This is a genomic window from Streptomyces sp. NPDC001933 (assembly GCF_042890955.1).
GTDB lineage: Bacteria > Actinomycetota > Actinomycetes > Streptomycetales > Streptomycetaceae > Streptomyces.
Genome location: NZ_JBIASS010000002.1, coordinates 185,295 through 203,138 on the forward strand (window position 1 = coordinate 185,295; position 17,844 = coordinate 203,138).

Consider the following 17,844-nt stretch of genomic DNA (forward strand, 5'->3'; position numbering starts at 1 on the left):
GGCGATTCTCCTTCTACGGGTGTGCGGAGGGGCGGGCGGGACGGCGGGGCCGGCCCGGTGCCAGCCGTTTCGGTGCGGACCGGCCCCGTGCAGACCGGCCCCGGTTCTACTTGGCGCCGATCCAGCTCTCGATCGGGCTGAGCGCGAAGTACACGACGAATATTGCGGTCAGTACCCACATGAAAGCGCCCACCTCGCGGAACTTGCCCTGCGCCGCCTTGATCGCGGCGAAGGAGATCACTCCCGCGCCGACACCGGCGGTGATCGAGTAGGTGAACGGCATCAGTGCCACGGTCAGGAAGACCGGCACGGCGACGGCGCGGTCGCTCCAGTCGACGTGGCGGGCGTTCTGCATCATCATCGCGCCGATGACGACCAGTGCGGCGGCGGCGATCGGCCCCGGCACGATCTGGGCGAGCGGGGTGAAGAACAGTCCGGCTGCGAAGAGCAGACCGGTGACCACGGAGGACAGGCCGGTGCGGGCACCCTCGCCGACGCCGGTCGCCGACTCGATGAAGACGGTCTGCCCGGACGCCCCGGAGACGCCGCCGATCGCGCCGCCCGCACCGTCGATGAACAGTGCCTTGGACAGGCCCGGCATCCGGCCCTTGCTGTCGGCGAGTCCGGCCTCGGTGCCGACGCCGATGATGGTCGCCATCGCGTCGAAGAAGCCGGCCAGCACCAGGGTGAAGACGATCATTCCCACGGTCATGGCGCCGATCTCGCCCCAACCGCCGAACTCGACATGGCCGAAGAGCCCGAAGTCGGGCATCGAGACCGCGCTGCCCTGCAGTTCGGGTGCGCTGCCGCCCCATGCCTTGGGGCTGATGTCGGTGACCGCGTTGACGATGACGGCGAGGACCGTTCCGACGACGATGCCGATCAGGATCGCGCCGGGCACATTGCGGGCCTGGAGCATGAAGATGAGCAGCAGGGTGACGCAGAAGAGCAGTACGGGCCAGCCGGTGAGCTGTCCCTCGGTGCCGAGTGCGACGGGGGCGCCCTTGCCGACGAAGCCGGCGTTGACCAGGCCGATCAGCGCGATGAACATGCCGATGCCGATGGTGATGCCGTGCTTCAGGGCCAGCGGTATCGCGTTCATGATGATCTCGCGCAGCCCGGTGACGACCAGCAGCACGATCACGGCGCCGTACATCACGCACATGCCCATGGCCTGCGGCCAGGTCATGTGGGGTGCCACCTGGGTGGCGAGCACGCCGGAGACGGAGAGTCCCGCGGCGAGGGCGAGGGGCACCTTGCCGATGAATCCCATCAGCAGGGTCGAGACGGCGGCGGCCAGGGCGGTCGCCGTGATCAGCGCCGCGTGGCTGAGCCGGTGCTCCGAAGCGTCCGGCCCGGACAGCAGGAGCGGGTTGAGCAGAAGGATGTAACACATCGACATGAACGTGGTGATGCCGCCGCGCACTTCGCGTGCGACGGTGGAGCCACGGTCGGAGATGTGGAAGTACCGGTCGAGCCAGGATCTTCCGGCGGGGACGCGCGAGCCTGAGCCCGCGTCCTCCGCACTGGTCCTGGGCTCCACTGACTGCTGGGTCATGATGCCTGACTCCCAAGGTTCACAGGGGCACCCGCGATGAAGAATCGAAATGCGGGATTTGGGATGACTGCGCGGGCGGCACGACCCGGGGGACGGCCCGAGACGAACTGTTCATGCAGAGTGGAATGTGACGTGTGACGTGGTACTGCGATCTGACGTGCTGCAGCGGTGTGTTGTGTAGAGCGGTGCTGCGGTACTGCGGTGCTGCAGTGCCGGGGGTCTCCGGGCGGCGCGGGCGGCGGAAGTGTGACGTTCCTGGGAGGCACGCACCGCCCGGAGAGTTCTTATGGAGCCTCGGCTCAGTTGCCGGTGAGGTGCTCGGGGCGTACCGGCGTCCGGTTGAGCTCCAGGCCCGTCGCGTTCCGGATCGCCGCGAGGACGGCCGGGGTAGACGACAGGGTGGGGGCCTCACCGATGCCACGGAGTCCGTACGGGGCGTGGTCGTCGGCGAGTTCGAGCACGTCGACGGGGATGGTCGGCGTGTCGAGGATCGTGGGGAGCAGGTAGTCCGTGAAGGACGGGTTCCTGACCTTGGCGGTCTCGGGATCGACGACGATCTCCTCCATCACCGCGATGCCCATGCCCTGGATCGTGCCGCCCTGGATCTGGCCGACGACGGAGAGCGGGTTCAGCGCCTTGCCGACGTCCTGGGCGCAGGCCAGTTCGATGACCTTGACCAGGCCGAGTTCGGTGTCGACCTCGACGACGGCGCGGTGGGCGGCGAAGGAGTACTGGACGTGGCCGTTGCCCTGTCCGGTGCGCAGGTCGAACGCCTCGGTGGGCCGGTGGCGCCACTCCAGCTCGATGTCGACCGCCTCGTCCTCCAGTACGTCGACCAGATCGGCCAGCGCCTCGCCGCCGTCGGTTACGACCTTGCCGTCCTCCAGGAGCAGTTCGGCGGTGGCCCACGCGGGGTGGTACGTACCGAACTTGCGGCGGCCGATCTCCAGGACCTTCTCGCGGACGGCCTCGCAGGAGTGCTTCACGGCGCCGCCGGTGACGTAGGTCTGGCGGGACGCGGAGGTGGAGCCGGCCGAGCCGACCTGGGTGTTGGCCGGGTGGATGGTGACCTGGGAGACGCCGAGTTCGGTACGGGCGATCTGGGCGTGGACGGTGACGCCGCCCTGCCCGACCTCCGCCATGGCGGTGTGCACGGTGGCGACCGGTTCGCCGGCGATGACCTCCATGCGCACCCGCGCGGTGGAGTAGTCGTCGAAGCCCTCGGAGAAGCCGACGTTCTTGAGGCCGACCGCGTAGCCGATGCCGCGTACGACGCCTTCGCCGTGGGTGGTGTTGGAGAGCCCGCCGGGCAGGGCCCGTACGTCGGCCTGTTCGCCGGCCACCTCCCACTGGCGCTCGGGCGGCAGCGGCATGTCCTTGACCCGGCGCAGCAGTTCGGCAACCGGTGCGGGCGAGTCGACGACCTGTCCGGTCGGCAGGAGGGTGCCCTGCTCCATGGCGTTGAGCTGCCTGAACTCGACCGGGTCCATGCCCAGTTCGGCGGCGAGCTTGTCCATCTGGGCCTCGTAGGCGAAGCAGGCCTGCACCGCACCGAAGCCACGCATGGCGCCGCACGGCGGGTTGTTGGTGTAGAGCGCGATGGCCTCGATGTCGACGTCGTCGATGACGTACGGGCCGACGGAGAGCGAGGAGGCGTTGCCGACGACGGCCGGGGAGGCGGACGCGTAGGCGCCGCCGTCCAGCACAATGCGACATTTCATATGTGTCAGCTTGCCGTCGCGGGTGGCGCCGTGCTCGTACCAGAGCTTCGCCGGGTGCCGGTGGACGTGGCCGAAGAAGGACTCGAACCGGTTGTAGACGATCTTGACCGGCTTGCCGGTACGCAGGGCGAGCAGACAGGCGTGGATCTGCATCGACAGGTCCTCGCGGCCGCCGAAGGCCCCGCCGACGCCGGAGAGCGTCATGCGGACCTTGTCCTCGGGCAGGCCCAGGACCGGTGCGATCTGGCGCAGGTCGGAGTGGAGCCACTGGGTGGCGACGTACAGGTCGACGCCGCCGTCCTCGGCGGGCACGGCCAGACCGGACTCGGGGCCGAGGAAGGCCTGGTCCTGCATGCCGAAGACGTACTCGCCGCTCACCACGACATCGGCGCGGGCCGCCGCCGCGTCCGCGTCGCCGCGGACGATGGGCTGGCGGTGGACGATGTTGGGGTGCGGTACGTGCCCGGCGTGGTGGTCGTCGCGGCCCTCGTGCACGAGGATCGCGTCGGGGGCGGTCGCGGACGCCTCGTCGGTGATGACGGGCAGTTCGCGGTACTCGATCCTGATCTTCGCGGCGGCGCGGCGGGCCGTCTCCGGGTGGTCGGCGGCGACGAGCGCCACCGGTTCGCCGTGGTGGCGGACCTTGCCGTGGGCGAGGACGGGGGTGTCCTGGATCTCCAGGCCGTAGTTCTTCACCGTGCTCGGCAGGTCGTCGTAGGTCAGTACGGCGTAGACGCCGGACGTGGCGAGTGCCTCCGAGGTGTCGATGGAGACGATCTCGGCGTGCGCGACCGTGGAGCGCAGGGTGTGTCCCCAGAGCATGTCCTCGTGCCACATGTCGGAGGAGTACGCGAACTCCCCGGTGACCTTGAGGATGCCGTCGGGGCGGAGCGTGGACTCGCCGATGCCGCCCTTGGTGCGGGTGCCCTGGTTGATGCTGGTGGGGTTTCCGGTTACGCCCATCGTCAGACCGTTTCTTCCGCGCGGGCGGCCGCGAGGCGGACCGCGTCGAGGATCTTCTCGTAGCCGGTGCAGCGGCAGAGGTTGCCGGAGAGGGCCTCGCGGATGTCCGCGTCGGACGGTTCCGGGTTGCGCTCCAGCAGCTCGTCGGCGGCGACCAGCAGACCGGGGGTGCAGAAGCCGCACTGGACGGCTCCGGCGTCGATGAACGCCTGCTGGATCGGGGAGAGTTGACCGGTTTCCCGGCTCTCCTCGCCGGACGGCTCCGCCTTCCACCGCATGGCCTTGTCGAGCGCCGTGCCGCATGCGCCGGGGGCGCAGCCGCTGCCGGGGTGCTGCTCGGAGCGGTGGGCGGCGAAGTCCGCGAGGCCCTCCACCGTGACGACCTCGCGGCCCTCCACCTGCCCGGCCGCGACCAGGCAGGAGCAGACCGGGACACCGTCGAGGCGGACCGTGCAGGAGCCGCACTCGCCCTGTTCGCAGGCGTTCTTCGAGCCGGGCAGGCCCATCCGTTCGCGCAGCACGTAGAGGAGGGATTCGCCCTCCCAGACGTCGTCCGCCTCGTGCCTGCGTCCGTTGACCGTGAAATTGACGCGCATGATCAGGCAGCTCCTTCGGTGCTGCGGCCATTGCCGCGGTACGACTCCCAGGTCCAGCCGAGGGTCCGGCGGGCCATGATCCCGACCGCGTGCCGGCGGTAGCTCGCGGTGCCGCGCACGTCGTCGATCGGGTTGCAGGCACCGGCGGCGAGCGCGGCGAACTGCTTGGCGACGGACGGCGTGATGATCTTGCGGCTGTCCCAGAACCCGCCCTCCTCCAGCGCGGCGTTCAGGAATTCCTCGGCCTCCTTCGCCCGTACGGGCGTGGGGGCGGCCGATCCGATTCCGGTGCGCACCGTGCGGGTCTCGGGGTGCAGGGCCAGGCCGAAGGCGCAGACGGCGATGACCATCGCGTTGCGGGTACCGACCTTGGAGTACTGCTGGGGCCCGTCGGCCTTCTTGATGTGCACGGCCCGGATCAGCTCGTCCGGTGCGAGGGCATTGCGCTTGACGCCGGTGTAGAAGGCGTCGATCGGGATCATCCTGGTTCCGCGTACGGATTCGGCCTCGACCTCGGCGCCCGCGGCGAGCAGGGCCGGGTGGGCGTCACCGGCGGGCGAGGCGGTGCCCAGGTTGCCGCCGACGCCGCCGCGGTTGCGGATCTGCGGCGAGGCGACGGTGTGCGAGGCGAGCGCCAGTCCGGGCAGCTCGGCCCGCAGGTGCTCCATGATGTGGCTGTACGGTACGGAGGCGCCGAGCCGTACGTTCTCCTGGCCCACCTCCCACTCGGTCAGCTCTCCGATGCGGTTCAGGTCCAGGAGGTACTCGGGCCGCCGGTGGTCGAAGTTGATCTCGACCATCACATCGGTGCCACCCGCGATGGGCACAGCCGTCGGGTGCTCGGCCTTGGCGGCGAGCGCCTCCTCCCAGCTGGCGGGGCGAAGGAAGTCCATGAGTGGCTCTCTTCTTCTCAATCGGGTCGTTCACTGGGGGCGGGGTGCGGCCGGCCCTCGACTGGTCGTTCCGGCGTTCATGTGTTGTTAACGCGGTGTGGGGCCCAGTACACAAGCCGTGCTCCACTCGGTGCAGTCACCGAAAACATGAAGGAGTTGGCTGGTCGATCTCCTCGTCTTGTAGATTCGAACGAATGGCGGGGAGCGGTGACCTCACCGCAATACCCAGTTTTCACCCGCACCAACGAAAGAGATCGGCGGCGACGAGATGCGGCTGCGCGCACTGCTGGAGACCGACGCGCTGGGCCTGCGGCTGCTCGGCGGCGAGGACGAGCTGGACCGCACGGTCCGCGGCGTGATGACCACCGACCTGCGGGATCCCAGCCGCTATCTGTCGGGCGGCGAGCTGGTCCTCACGGGTCTGGCCTGGCGCCGGGACGCGGCGGACTCGGAGCCGTTCGTACGGATCCTGGCGGGGGCCGGCGTCGCCGGGCTCGCGGCGGGCGAGGCGGAGCTGGGCGACATCCCCGGGGATCTGGTGGAGGCCTGCGCGCGTCACCGGCTGCCGCTCTTCGCCGTCAATGAGACCGTTGCGTTCGCGACGATCACCGAGCATGTGGTGCGCCAGGTGTCCGGTGAGCGGGCGGGCGATCTGGCGGCGGTGGTGGACCGGCACCGCAGGCTGATGACCTCGGGCCCGGCGGGCGGCGGTCCCGAGGTGGTCCTGGATCTGCTCGGGTCCGACCTCGACCTGCATGCCTGGGTGCTCTCCCCCACCGGGCGGCAGATCGCGGGCGCCGGTGAAACGTCACTGCCCGGACCGGTCGGCGCCGCGCTCGCGGGCCGCCATCTGGCCGCCACCCGGACCGGCCGCCGCGCCCCGCACCGGGCCACGGTCGACGGCACCACGTATTCGCTCTTCCCGATCCGGAACACCGGCCGCGGCGCCCTGCCGGCCTCCCGCGACGTCCGTGAGTCGGTGCTCTCGGACTGGCTGCTCGCGGTCGAGGCGGACGCGAGCGACTGGCCGCCGGCCCGGCTGGACCTGCTCCAGGGCGTCACCCAGCTGATCGCCGTCGAGCGGGACCGGCGCGACGCGGCCCGTACGGTACGCCGCAGGCTCGCCCAGGAGGTCCTGGAGCTGGTCCAGACGGGTGCCCCGCCGGCCGAAATAGCCGCCAGGCTGCGCGTCGCGGCCCCGGTGCTGCTGCCGGGCCTCGGGACGGCCCCGCACTGGCAGGTCGTGGTGGCGCGGGTCGAGTGGGGCGACGCGGAGGGCCGGTCCGCCACCGGCACCCCGGCGGGCCCCGGTCCCTCCGGCCCCTCCAGCCCCTCCGGCTCCGACATCGCGGGCGGCCCGGTCGCCCAGGCGCTGCTGGAGGAGATCCTGGTCGACCCCGCGGTCACCGGCCCCGACACGGCGGACCGGATCGCGGTCGCCCATACGGGCGAGGAGGCCGTCGCCCTCGTACCGCTGCCCGCCCTCGGCGCGCCCGCGCCGGACCGGGACGCCGGAGCGGACACCGCGCACGAGGCCCCCGCGCTCCACGCCGATGTGCTGCTCGCCGCCGTCCGCGAACCGCTCTCCGCGGGCCTCGCCGACGACGGACGGCTGACCCTGGGGGTCAGCGCGGCCGTCCATTCGCCCGAGGGGCTGCGTGGCGCGCTGGAGGAGGCCCGGCACGCCCGCCGGGTGGCGGCGGCCCGCCCCGGCCGGGTCTGCGCGGCCGGCCACCACGAGCTGGCCTCGCACGTGCTGCTGCTGCCGTTCGTACCGGACGACGTGCGCCGCGCGTTCACCGCACGTCTGCTCGACCCGCTGCGCGACTACGACCTGCGCCACCGCGCGGAGCTGATCCCGACGCTGGAGACGTTCCTGGACTGCGACGGTTCGTGGACCCGCTGCGCGGCCCGGCTCCACCTGCACGTCAACACGCTGCGCTACCGGGTCGGCCGAATCGAGCAGTTGACGGGACGTGACCTTTCCCGGCTGGAGGACAAGCTCGATTTCTTCCTCGCCCTGCGTATGAGCTGATCTCCCGGCCCTGTCACGGCCGTTGGCGGCTCCGTTCGTTTGTGAAATCTTTCACCTGAGATTGAACGAACCCTTGGCCCGGCATGCGGATCCGTGCTGAGATGCCGCCAGACTCAACAGCTCGATGGCGCGCTCGGGGAGGGCAATGTGGCGCATACCGCCATGTCTGGTTCCGGAACGACAGCAGATGACGATCCGCCGCTCCAGACAGCGGTATGGCGGCTGCGGTCACGCGCCTGCTGGACGGACGCCGCCGCGCTGCTCGAACCCGGCGCCCACACCGATCCGGCCGCCGCGCTCCAGCGGACCGCCCTGCTGACCGAGCGGTGCCTGTACACCGGAAAGGGCTGGACCGACGCCGAGGACGCCCTGCGCACGGCGGAGGCGCTGGCCCACGACGACGCCGAACGCGGCGCGGCCGCCTGTGAACGCGGCCATCTGGCCTACGCGTCGACACTCCTGGGCGTACGCGACCGGGCCGACGAGGCCAGTGTCGCCCTGAGCCGGGCCGCCGCGCTGCTCGCCCCGTCCGCGCCGGGCCGCCCGCTGCTGGACTTCCGGCGGGGCCTGATCGCGCAGAACATCGCCGATTCGCCGCAGGCCGCCCGTGCCGCGTACCGCAGGGCCCACGCCGGGGCCACCGCCCAGGGCGACGCGCTGCTGCTCTCCTCCACCTGGCGCCACCTCGCCCTGCTGTCCCTGCGCGAGGGCGAAGTGGCGGAGGCCCGGCACGGCTTCGCGGAGTCCCTGCGGATAAGGGAGGAACTGGGCTACCTGATCGGTACGGCTCCGGCCCTCATCGCCCTCGCGGACTCCGAGCCGGAGCCGGAGCTCGCGACCCGGCTGCGCGCCGAGGCGGGCCGGCTGTTCCGGCTGCTCGGGGGTGTGCCGACGTGGCTGGCCCCCCATCTGGACCCGCCTCCCACGGGGACGGTCGAGGCCAACTGAGGCCGACCGGCGATCGGGGGCCGGCCCGGCGGGCGGCCGGTCCTCCGCCGGTCAGCCCTCGGCGCCGTTGAAGTGTTCCCGCACGAGCGACTGCACGACGGGCAGGTCCTGGGCGATCAGCGCGTCGAGCAGCGCGGTGTGTTCGGCGGCGTCGGCGAGGAGGTCGGCGCGGCGGGTGGCGGGGTTGCCCTCCAGCGGCCACTGGGAGCGGCGGTGCAGCTCGTCGGCGACCTGCACCAGCTGCTCGTTCCCGCAGAGCGCGAGGACCGCGCCGTGGAAGGCCCGGTCGGACTCGGCGTAGCTCGCCCGGTCGCCCACGGCCGCGGCGGCCACCGTCGCGTCGGCCAGCGGACGCAGGGCGCACCAGGTGCCGGGCGGGACGGTACGGGCCAGCCGCAGCATCACGGGGACCTCGATCAGGGCCCGCACCTCGGCCAGCTCGGCGAGCTGGCGCGGGCCGCGCTCGGACACCCGGAACCCTCGGTTCGGCACTACTTGGACGGCGCCCTCGATGGCCAGCTGCTGCATCGCCTCGCGCACCGGGGTGGCGGAGACACCGAACCTGGCGCCCAGGGCCGGTGCCGAGTAGACCTGTCCCGGTTCCAGCCGGCCGTCGACCAGTGCGGCGCGCAGCGCCTCGAGGATCTGGCCGCGCACGGAGTGCCGCTGCACCGCCGCCCGCGGGGCGGGCGGCTCGCTGTGGGTGTGCTCGCCACGTGCCTGCTCGGGCACCCGGACGACCGCCGCCGGGGCGGTCGCGGGCACGGCGGCGCCGTACGCCTCACGCGCTCTGCCCTGCTCCACTCGGACCTCCTCGGCCTGCCGTGGGCGCGGCTCGCGTGCGCCATGCCCCTTGTGCACGATAGGCGCAGGAGGCCGCAGTTCAAACATCGATCCGTTCGGGTAAGGTAAGGCTTACCTGCAAACGGTCGCGATTCGGTGGTCCCTGCATGACACTCCCCGCCCTGCTTCCCGGCACCACGGCGTCCGCCGTGACGGACGCGTACGCGCGCCTCGCCGAGGTCTTTCCCGGCCTGCGCGCCCAGGTGCTCGCGGACGACGAGACCGCTCCCGGCGGTGCCGGCTGGGTGGGTGCGGACGAGCTCGCGGCGGGCGGCCCGGCGCTCGACACCTTCCTCGACTGGGACCACGCCCAGGTGGTCCGGGACTACGGGCAGCAGCCCCGCCCCGACGTGGTCGCCAGTTTCGGGCTGCACCGTTACGCCTGGCCCGCCTGCCTGCTGGTGACGGTGCCCTGGTTCCTCCACCGGCGGGTGCCCCGGATCCCCGTCAAGGACGTGGCGTTCCAGCGGGCGCTGGGCCATCTGACCCTCCGGGTGCGGGAGTTCGCCTGCCTGCCGGACGATCCGGCCGCCGCGCTGCCGGGCGCCCGCGTGGTGCCCGACGAGGCCGCGCTGCGGGCCGAGGTGCTCGCGGCGGTGGCCGACCACATCGGCCCGGTGCTCGACGGCTTCGGGCCCCGGATGCGGCGCGGCAGGCGCGCACTGTGGGGCATGGCGACGGACGAGATCGTCGAGGGCCTCTGGTACATCGCCCATCTGCTCGGCGAGGAGCAGCGGGCGATGAGCGATCTGGAGGCGCTGCTGCCGGGCACCACGAAGCCGTACGTCGGCTCCGCGGGCTTCCGCGAACTGACCGGGCCCGACGGTGAGTCGCTGCCCACCCGCGACCGGGCGAGCTGCTGCCTCTTCTACACGCTGCGCCCCGAGGACACCTGCGTCACCTGTCCGCGTACCTGCGATGCCGACCGAGTACGGAAGCTGACGCCGGCTCACTGATCAACACCACCGCGCGAGTAGTACAATTCGAACGCAACCTGTCGGCCGCGTACGGTCATTCGACCGGATCCCCGTCATCCGCACGCCGTGCCGACCCAATGGCGTTCTCTTGCCCCGAAACCCCCATGCGCATGTGGGGGTTTCGGCAATCATGGCGCCCGAAATGCCCTACGCAATGCAAGGGACCGCGCATGAGACTGACCGACATATCGCTGAATTGGCTGCTTCCGGGCGCCGTGCTGCTCGTGGGAGTCCTGGCGGCGGTGGCGGTGGTCGCACGCGGCAAGCGCGCCGCTGACACGTCCGCGGCCGACGACAGCTGGGAACGCAGCGAGGAGCGCCGCAGACGCAAGGAGGCCCTGTACGCCACCGCCTCGTACGTCCTGCTGTTCTGCTGTGCGGCGGTCGCCGCCGCACTCTCCTTCCATGGGCTCGTCGGCTTCGGCGAGCAGAACCTCGGCCTCTCCGGGGGCTGGGAGTACCTCGTCCCGTTCGGCCTCGACGGGGCGGCCATGTTCTGTTCCGTACTGGCGGTGCGCGAGGCCAGCCACGGGGACGCGGCGCTCGGCTCGCGCCTGCTCGTGTGGACGTTCGCCGGCGCCGCCGCCTGGTTCAACTGGGTCCACGCGCCGCGCGGCATCGACCACGCGGGCGCCCCGCACTTCTTCGCCGGGATGTCGCTCTCGGCGGCCGTGCTCTTCGACCGGGCGCTGAAGCAGACCCGCCGGGCCGCGCTGCGCGAGCAGGGCCTGGTGCCCCGTCCGCTGCCGCAGATCCGGATCGTACGGTGGCTGCGCGCCCCCCGGGAGACCTTCGGCGCCTGGTCGCTGATGCTGCTGGAAGGCGTACGCACCCTGGACGAGGCGGTCGACGAGGTACGTGAGGACAGGCGGGAGAAGGAGCAGAACCGTCTCCGCAGGAAGGACCAGGAGAAGCTGGACCGGGCCCACATCAAGGCGCTGAACCGGCAGAACCGGGCCTGGCGCCGGGTCGGCCGCGGCACCCAGGTGGATGTCCAGGCCCTCCCCGCCACGACGGGCTCCGCACAGTCCGTCGTGGAGCCCGCCATATCCCAGCCGGGACAACTGCCTCTGCGCCCCCGGCCATCCCTGCAAGCCGTGGCGGGCCCGACCGGCACCTCGGACCGGAGCCCGGATGATCCGATCACCGTCGACCTCACCGCCGAGGACGACACCCAGGCACTGCCCCGGCTCGATTCACTGGAGCGGAAACTGAAAGATCTGGAGCAGCAGTTCGGCTGACGCCGTCGGCCCTGACGGCCCGGTACCTTCCGGTCCGTCAGGGCCTTTCGCCGTCCGGTCGCGTATCGGCGGCCTTCCATGGCCTTCGGTCAGGGCCTTTCGCCGTCCAGTTCGAACCAGACGACCTTGCCCAGCGCATGGGCGGCGACCCCCCAGGCGTCCGCGAGACTCTGCACCAGGAACAGTCCCCGGCCATGCGTACCGTCGTCGGCGTTCGGTACGTACGACAGGGGAAGTCCGGACACGAAGTCCCGTACTTCCACCCGCAACTTGGCGGGATCCACACTCACCGTGACGACCGCGCCGTGCCGGGTGTGGATCAGTGCGTTGGTCACCAGCTCACTGAGCAGGAGCTCCGCCACCTGGGCCGGCTCCTCCTTCCACCGGTAGCGCAGGAACTCCCGTAACGCACCTCTGACTTCGCCCACCGCCGCCAGATCGGTGTGGGCCAGTCTGCGATGCAGCCGGACCGGCTCCCGGTCCTGCGCCCCCGGTTCGTGCGAGGCCTCGCCGTTCATGGAATCGGTATCTCCCTGACGCTCCATCGTCTCCCCCGCCCGCACAGTGCATCGCCCCCTGCTCGTGGTCCGTTGTCCCGTTGTCGGCTCCTTCGCGGAACACGTTCACCGGATGCATGCCCCGCTGACGGGCCGCCACGCTTGTCGACTCATCAATAAGTGAACAGAGGGTGGTACCGGCCCGCAGACACCGGGACATCAGTCCGTCACATTTCCTACCCCCGGGTTAACTTCCAAAAAATTCACATCGGTTGGCGTTGACGGGACCGTATCTACGCGCGTCATCATGGTGGCTATGCGAATCCCCCCACGGATCACCACGCTCGGTGGCGCGGCCGCCCTCCTGTCCGTCCTCCTCGTCGGCGGCCCGGTCACCTCGGCCACCGCCTCGACCCCGTCCACCGATTCGGTGGGCAGCATCTGCTACTCGGCGCTGCCCTCCCAGGCACACGACACCCTCGACCTGATCGATGCCGGCGGCCCGTTCCCGTACTCGCAGGACGGCACCGTCTTCCAGAACCGTGAAGGCGTCCTGCCCGGCCAGAGCACCGGCTACTACCACGAGTACACGGTCATCACGCCCAACTCCCCGACCCGCGGCGCGCGTCGGATCGTCACCGGCGAGCGGGCTCAGGAGGACTACTACACCAGCGACCACTACTCCACCTTCGACCTGATCGACCAGGGCTGCTGAAGCCCGGCCCCTCCGGACCGATCCGCGCCGTAGCCCCCCACCTGCGGCGCGGATCACGGACCGGAGCAGACATACGGACTTGTACGCTCCACCCATGACCGTGACCTACGTGATCGAAGGCTCCCGGGTCACCGGCCTGGAGCAGTTCTGGAAAGTGATCGGCGAGGCCGTGAACGGCCCCGGCGGCTACTTCGGCCGCAACCTCGACGCCCTCGCGGACTGTCTCGGCGGCGGCATGGGCACGCCCGACGACGGCGACTTCGTCTTCGAGTGGCGGGATCACGCGCTCTCCGCACGGGCCCTGGGCCACGAGGAGACGGCCCGCCATCTTCGGCGGCGCCTGGAGCGGGTGCATCCCACCAACCGGCCCGCGACCCGGAGGCGGCTCGACGAGGCCCTGGCCGGGCGGGGGCCGACGCTCTTCGACCTGATCGTGGAGATCCTGGCGGACGGCACGACGCCCGGCACGCTGCGGCTCGACTGAGTCCCGGGCCGTGTCCGGCGGAAGAGGCCCGGAGGACGGCACCGGCCGGCCGAGCGGGGTCATCACTCGGCCGGCCGGCACCATGGGGGTCGTAGGGATCAGAACTCGGTGGTGACCTTGGCGCCGTCGAACGCCTCGTTGCCGTAGAGGCTGATGAAGTGGTAGCCCGGCGTCGGGTTGTTGACGGTCAGGGTGTGCTCGTTGCCCGCCCCGACGGACTTGTCGGTGTAGACCTTGGTGGTCGCCCAGTCCTCCGCGCTGTAGTAGAGGTCGGCGTCACCCGTGCCGCCGGACGCGGTGATCTTCAACTGGGTGGTGCCGGCCGGGATGACGACGGCCAGGTAGGCGTAGTCGCCCTTGACGGCCTTCAGCGCGCTGCGCATGCAGTTCTTGCCCAGCATCCTGGTGTCGGTGTCCTTGCACTCGGTGATCTCACCGGGCGGGTTGGTGGACCCGCCGCCGCAGGCACCGGCCGCGCAGGCCGCCAGCCACGTGTTCCAGTCGGCGTCGTAACGGCTGCCGATGGTCGACGTGAGCAGGGTGCGCGCGCCGTCCCAGTCACCCTTGCGGTAGAGGCCGAGCAGGGTGTCGACGTCCGAGCGGTGGGATTCGAGCATGTAACGGACGGCCAGGTAGCCCCAGTTGTACACGCGGGTCTGGTCGGCGTTGTCGTAGGTGGTGTCGAACAGGGTGCGCAGGGTGTACGTGCGGTTCGCGGCCTGGGCGATGGCGGCCTCGTAGTCGAGCTTGCGGTACGAGTAGGAGACGAACTCCGCGAAGCCCTCGACCCACCAGACGGTCGGCGTGGTCATTCCGGCGCCGAAGTCGCCGTACATGTTGAAGCGGCCGTCGAGGTAGTGCGTGTACTCGTGGTTGAGGTTCCAGATCTGGAAGTCGGGGCGGGCCCACTCTGCCTCGTAGGCGATGAACCGGGGCTGGTTGCCCTCGGCCTTGGGGTCGCCTTCCAGGTACATGCCGCCGTTGTTGGTGTCGATGCCGAAGATCACTCCGGCGTAGGTCTGGTAGTCGGTGCTGGAGTCGAAGGCCACGACCTCGATGGTCTTGTTGTTGTCGTCGGCGACCGCCCCGTTGTCCCGGGCCACCTCGTGGAAGTAGGCGTCCTGGTTGCGCAGGCTGGTGCAGCTGGCTTCGAGTTCCTCCGCGGTCATGTCCTGCGCCCGGATGGTGATGCTGTCGCTACAGGTGTGCTTCACCGGCAGGACGGCCTTCTCGAGACGCTCCGCGAGGTCACAGGCGCCGTAGGCCGCGCAGTTGTCCTTGTCGTAGGCGTCGACCATCTTGGCCAGATTGACCCAGAGCGAGGCGGTGGGGCCGTCGATGGAGCTCTTGCCCATCAGGTCGATCGCGAGCGGGCTCGCCTTGGCGCGCAGCGAGTCCTCCTTGAGGAAGCGGCCGAGCTCGAGTCCCGCGTTGGAGGCCAGGAACGACTGCTCGGTGCCCAGCAGATCGAGGTGGTTCGCGGCGAAGTCGTGCAGGGAGTTCAGCACGCTGGAGTCGGCCTCGATGGCGCTGATGAACTCAGGCACCTGGTGACCGCGGAACATGATCGTGTACACGCTGTTCACGGCGTTGACCATGTACCAGGAGCTGTTGTACGACTCGTCGTAGTCGGCCAGCATCCGCTTGACGATGTTCAGGTAGCGGGCATTCTCCGCTGCGCTGTCGACCAGGATGATCGCCTCGGACAGGCTCTCACCGTTGGCGTCGGTGACGTCGAAGGCGTGCGAGGAGCCGAAGAATCCGTCGAGCGCGCCCTGGATGGCCGTGCGCAGGCGCGGACCGTACTCCCCGACGGTGTCGGGGTCGTAGTACTGCACGTAGTAGCCGGCCCGGAGGAAGAGGACCAGCTGGGGCATGCCGGTGCTGTCGTCACCGGGGTAGGAGGCCGACGCGTCGCGCATCGCATCGGCGATGGTGACCATCTGGTCCTCGCGGAAGGCGTTGTAGCCGTCCTGACCCTGGATACGGAACAGCGTGTTGACGCAGTCGGTGGTCGCCGCCTTGACCTTCTCGACCAGGGCGCTTCCGGTGTTGTTGGTGAAATCGGTGGTGTTGCACTCGGCCGCGGCCTGGCCGGACTTCTCGGCGCGGGCCCGCTTCTCGGCCTTCATCGAAGGTGCCAGGTGGCTCGGAAGCGCGCTGGCGGGGTCGTCGTAGTCCCTCTTGAGCGCGTCCTTGGACGCGGACAGCGGCGGCCGGTCGGCGGCCTTGAGCGACTTGCGTTCGACGTGAGCGGCATCGTCGGCGGGTGCCGTCAGCGCCTCGGCGGTGGGGCCGCCGAGGTCCTCGGTCCGGGGTTCCGCCTGCTTCTGGGCGGTGTCCAAGAAGTGGGCGGGCACGGTCGACGCGGCGGGGCGTTGCTCGACGGCCTGGCTCGGTGCCGTGAACAGGCCCACGCCCAGGCATGCCGCCAGGACCACAGTGGACATTCCGGTTATTTTTTGCCGAACCCTCAGGTTCTTCACGTGCCGCCTCCCAGCGGAGTGGTGACCGCGCGACAGGGCGCGGTTGTGGGGGAATGCAAGGGGTCGGTGCCGGACCGGTTCTGAAGGTCTGAACTGCACTCACTTCGTGACATGAGCACGGCCCCTTCTCCTTGCGCGCTGTACAATGGCACATGTCACATGTTCTTTGGAACCCCTCTCGCGCACATTCATCTGCGCGACAACTTCTCGTCGCAGCACGGGATATGACAGGCGGCCCCGAACCCACCGGCCACCACCACCGGTTTCCTCACCACCGCAGCACCTCGCCCCCGGAAAGCCGGAATTCCGGCCCCAGCCCCGACCGGCACCGACCCCGGCACCGACCCCGGTCCCACAGAGCCCCCGAGGAGCAATGCCCGTGTCCCGTTCCCTCTCCGCACCCCGCACCGGCAGCCACGATCTGCCGGTGTCACCCGCCCTGGACGCCTTCATGAGCACCGGGTGGGCCAAGTCCCCGCTGCCGACGGACCTTCGCGTCCCCTCCATCGACGCCACCCCGGCCCGCCGGGCCCGGCTGGCCGCCCGCTTCCCCGGCGAGCGTCTGATCATTCCGGCGGGCGCGCTCGCGGTCCGCTCCAACGACACCGACCACCGCTTCCGGCCGCACACCGGCTACGCCTGGCTCACCGGCCTCACCGGCGAGGACCAGGCCGGCCACGTCCTCGTACTCGAACCGGACGGCGACGAGCGGCACGAAGCGGTGCTGTACCTGCGGCCCCGGTCACCCCGCACCGGGCAGGAGTTCTACCGCGACCGCAGGTACGGGGAGTTCTGGGTCGGGCGCAGGCCCGACCTCGCGGAGGCAGCCCGTCTGACCGGCATCCGCTGCGCGCATCTGGACGCCTGGGAGAAGCTGCTGACCGGGCCGCAGCCACCGGTCCGGGTGCTGGCCGGCGTGGACCCGTCGGTCGACGAACTCCTGTGTTCCTGCCGCGGGTTCCCGCTCGGGCGCTCGGCACCGGCCGGGCTCGAAGCGGTGCTCAGTGAGCTCCGGCTCGTGAAGGACCCGTGGGAGACCGGCCAGTTGCAGCAGGCCGTCGATGCCACGGCGCTCGGCTTCGAGGACGTGGTGCGCAGCGTGCCGCAGGCTCTCCTCCACCCGCGCGGCGAACGCTGGATCGAGGGCGTCTTCGATCTCCGGGCCCGGCTGGAGGGGAACGGTCCTGGCTACTCCACGATCGCCGCAGCCGGGGCGCACGCCTGCGTACTGCACTGGATCCGCAATGACGGCCCGCTGGAACGCGATCAGTTGCTGCTGCTGGACGCCGGGGTGGAGACCGACTCGCTCTACACGGCCGACATCACCCGCACCCTGCCGCTGTCCGGCCGCTTCTCCTCCGTGCAGCGAACGGTCTACGAGCTGGTGCTCCGCGCACAGGACGCGGGCATCGCGGCGCTGCGTCCGGGGGCGCGGTTCCGTGACTTCCATCTGGCGGCCATGCGGGTCATTGCCGAAGGGCTGCACGAGTGGGGCGTGCTGCCGATGTCCGCGGACGAGGCACTCGACGCGGACAACGGGTTCTACCGGCGGTACACGCTCTGCAGCAGCGGCCACATGCTCGGCATGGACGTGCACGACTGTGCGCAGGCACGTGCCGACACCTATCTGGACGGGCGCCTGGAGCCCGGTCAGGTACTCACGGTGGAACCAGGGCTCTATCTCCAGCCCGACGACGAGACGCTGCCCCGGGCGCTGCGCGGGATCGGGGTGCGGATCGAGGACGACCTCGTGATCACGGCCGACGGTGCCCGCCTCATGTCTTCCGCGCTGCCGCGCACCGTCGACGGGATCGAGGAGTGGATGGGCTCGCTGCTGGAGTCCCGGGTATGAGACTTGGGCTTGAGACCTGGGCAGGAGACCTGGGC

The 17,844-nt window shown here is 70.5% G+C and carries 14 protein-coding genes; 7 read left to right on the top strand and 7 right to left on the bottom strand.

Annotated features, from left to right (window positions below):
* Positions 1–106: 106 nt before the first annotated feature.
* From ACFYY7_RS05740 to ACFYY7_RS05755, 4 genes are all read right to left on the bottom strand, one after another.
* Complete coding sequence (locus tag ACFYY7_RS05740; protein WP_388657495.1) at positions 107–1,558, bottom strand: NCS2 family permease; 1,452 nt, start codon at positions 1,556–1,558, stop codon at positions 107–109.
* Between the two features lie 299 nt (positions 1,559–1,857).
* Entirely contained in the window at positions 1,858–4,242 is a 2,385-nt protein-coding gene (locus ACFYY7_RS05745; protein ID WP_388657497.1) for a xanthine dehydrogenase family protein molybdopterin-binding subunit, read from the bottom strand.
* A 2-nt stretch (positions 4,243–4,244) separates the two neighbouring features.
* Positions 4,245–4,838 (bottom strand): (2Fe-2S)-binding protein, encoded by a 594-nt coding sequence (locus ACFYY7_RS05750; protein ID WP_388657499.1) that lies wholly within the window; start codon positions 4,836–4,838, stop codon positions 4,245–4,247.
* A gap of 2 nt (positions 4,839–4,840) precedes the next feature.
* Positions 4,841–5,731, bottom strand: a complete 891-nt coding sequence (locus tag ACFYY7_RS05755) for an FAD binding domain-containing protein (protein ID WP_388657500.1) — start codon at positions 5,729–5,731, stop codon at positions 4,841–4,843.
* Between the two features lie 268 nt (positions 5,732–5,999).
* On the opposite strand from ACFYY7_RS05755, the gene ACFYY7_RS05760 reads away from it, so the two are divergent.
* Both ACFYY7_RS05760 and ACFYY7_RS05765 read left to right on the top strand, forming a co-directional pair.
* Positions 6,000–7,766, top strand: a complete 1,767-nt coding sequence (locus tag ACFYY7_RS05760) for a PucR family transcriptional regulator (RefSeq protein WP_388657502.1) — start codon at positions 6,000–6,002, stop codon at positions 7,764–7,766.
* Positions 7,767–7,928: 162 nt separating this feature from the next.
* Entirely contained in the window at positions 7,929–8,714 is a 786-nt protein-coding gene (locus ACFYY7_RS05765; protein WP_388657505.1) for a hypothetical protein, read from the top strand.
* Between the two features lie 51 nt (positions 8,715–8,765).
* Here ACFYY7_RS05765 and ACFYY7_RS05770 read toward each other — a convergent pair whose 3' ends face one another.
* Entirely contained in the window at positions 8,766–9,518 is a 753-nt protein-coding gene (locus ACFYY7_RS05770; protein WP_388657507.1) for a GntR family transcriptional regulator, read from the bottom strand.
* Between the two features lie 146 nt (positions 9,519–9,664).
* Here ACFYY7_RS05770 and ACFYY7_RS05775 point away from each other — a divergent pair, with 146 nt between their 5' ends.
* Positions 9,665–10,513: a (2Fe-2S)-binding protein gene (locus ACFYY7_RS05775; protein ID WP_388657510.1), complete on the top strand. Its 849-nt coding sequence runs from the start codon at positions 9,665–9,667 to the stop codon at positions 10,511–10,513.
* Positions 10,514–10,704: 191 nt separating this feature from the next.
* The gene (locus ACFYY7_RS05780; RefSeq protein ID WP_388657513.1) at positions 10,705–11,775 is read left to right on the top strand and encodes a DUF2637 domain-containing protein; all 1,071 of its coding nucleotides are present in this window, start codon (positions 10,705–10,707) and stop codon (positions 11,773–11,775) included.
* 89 nt (positions 11,776–11,864) lie between these two features.
* On the opposite strand, the gene ACFYY7_RS05785 is transcribed toward ACFYY7_RS05780, so the two are convergent.
* A complete protein-coding gene (locus tag ACFYY7_RS05785; RefSeq protein WP_388658373.1) occupies positions 11,865–12,227 on the bottom strand; it encodes an ATP-binding protein in 363 nt (120 codons plus the stop codon).
* A 361-nt stretch (positions 12,228–12,588) separates the two neighbouring features.
* Here ACFYY7_RS05785 and ACFYY7_RS05790 point away from each other — a divergent pair, with 361 nt between their 5' ends.
* Together ACFYY7_RS05790 and ACFYY7_RS05795 are read left to right on the top strand one after the other, a co-directional pair.
* Complete coding sequence (locus tag ACFYY7_RS05790; RefSeq protein WP_388657516.1) at positions 12,589–12,987, top strand: ribonuclease domain-containing protein; 399 nt, start codon at positions 12,589–12,591, stop codon at positions 12,985–12,987.
* A 94-nt stretch (positions 12,988–13,081) separates the two neighbouring features.
* Entirely contained in the window at positions 13,082–13,471 is a 390-nt protein-coding gene (locus tag ACFYY7_RS05795) for a barstar family protein (protein ID WP_388657518.1), read from the top strand.
* 98 nt (positions 13,472–13,569) lie between these two features.
* Here ACFYY7_RS05795 and ACFYY7_RS05800 read toward each other — a convergent pair whose 3' ends face one another.
* On the bottom strand, positions 13,570–15,921 hold the full coding sequence (locus ACFYY7_RS05800) for a M9 family metallopeptidase (protein ID WP_388657521.1): 2,352 nt from the start codon (positions 15,919–15,921) through the stop codon (positions 13,570–13,572).
* Between the two features lie 409 nt (positions 15,922–16,330).
* On the opposite strand from ACFYY7_RS05800, the gene ACFYY7_RS05805 reads away from it, so the two are divergent.
* On the top strand, positions 16,331–17,809 hold the full coding sequence (locus ACFYY7_RS05805) for an aminopeptidase P family protein (protein ID WP_388657524.1): 1,479 nt from the start codon (positions 16,331–16,333) through the stop codon (positions 17,807–17,809).
* The last annotated feature ends 35 nt before the right edge of the window (positions 17,810–17,844 follow it).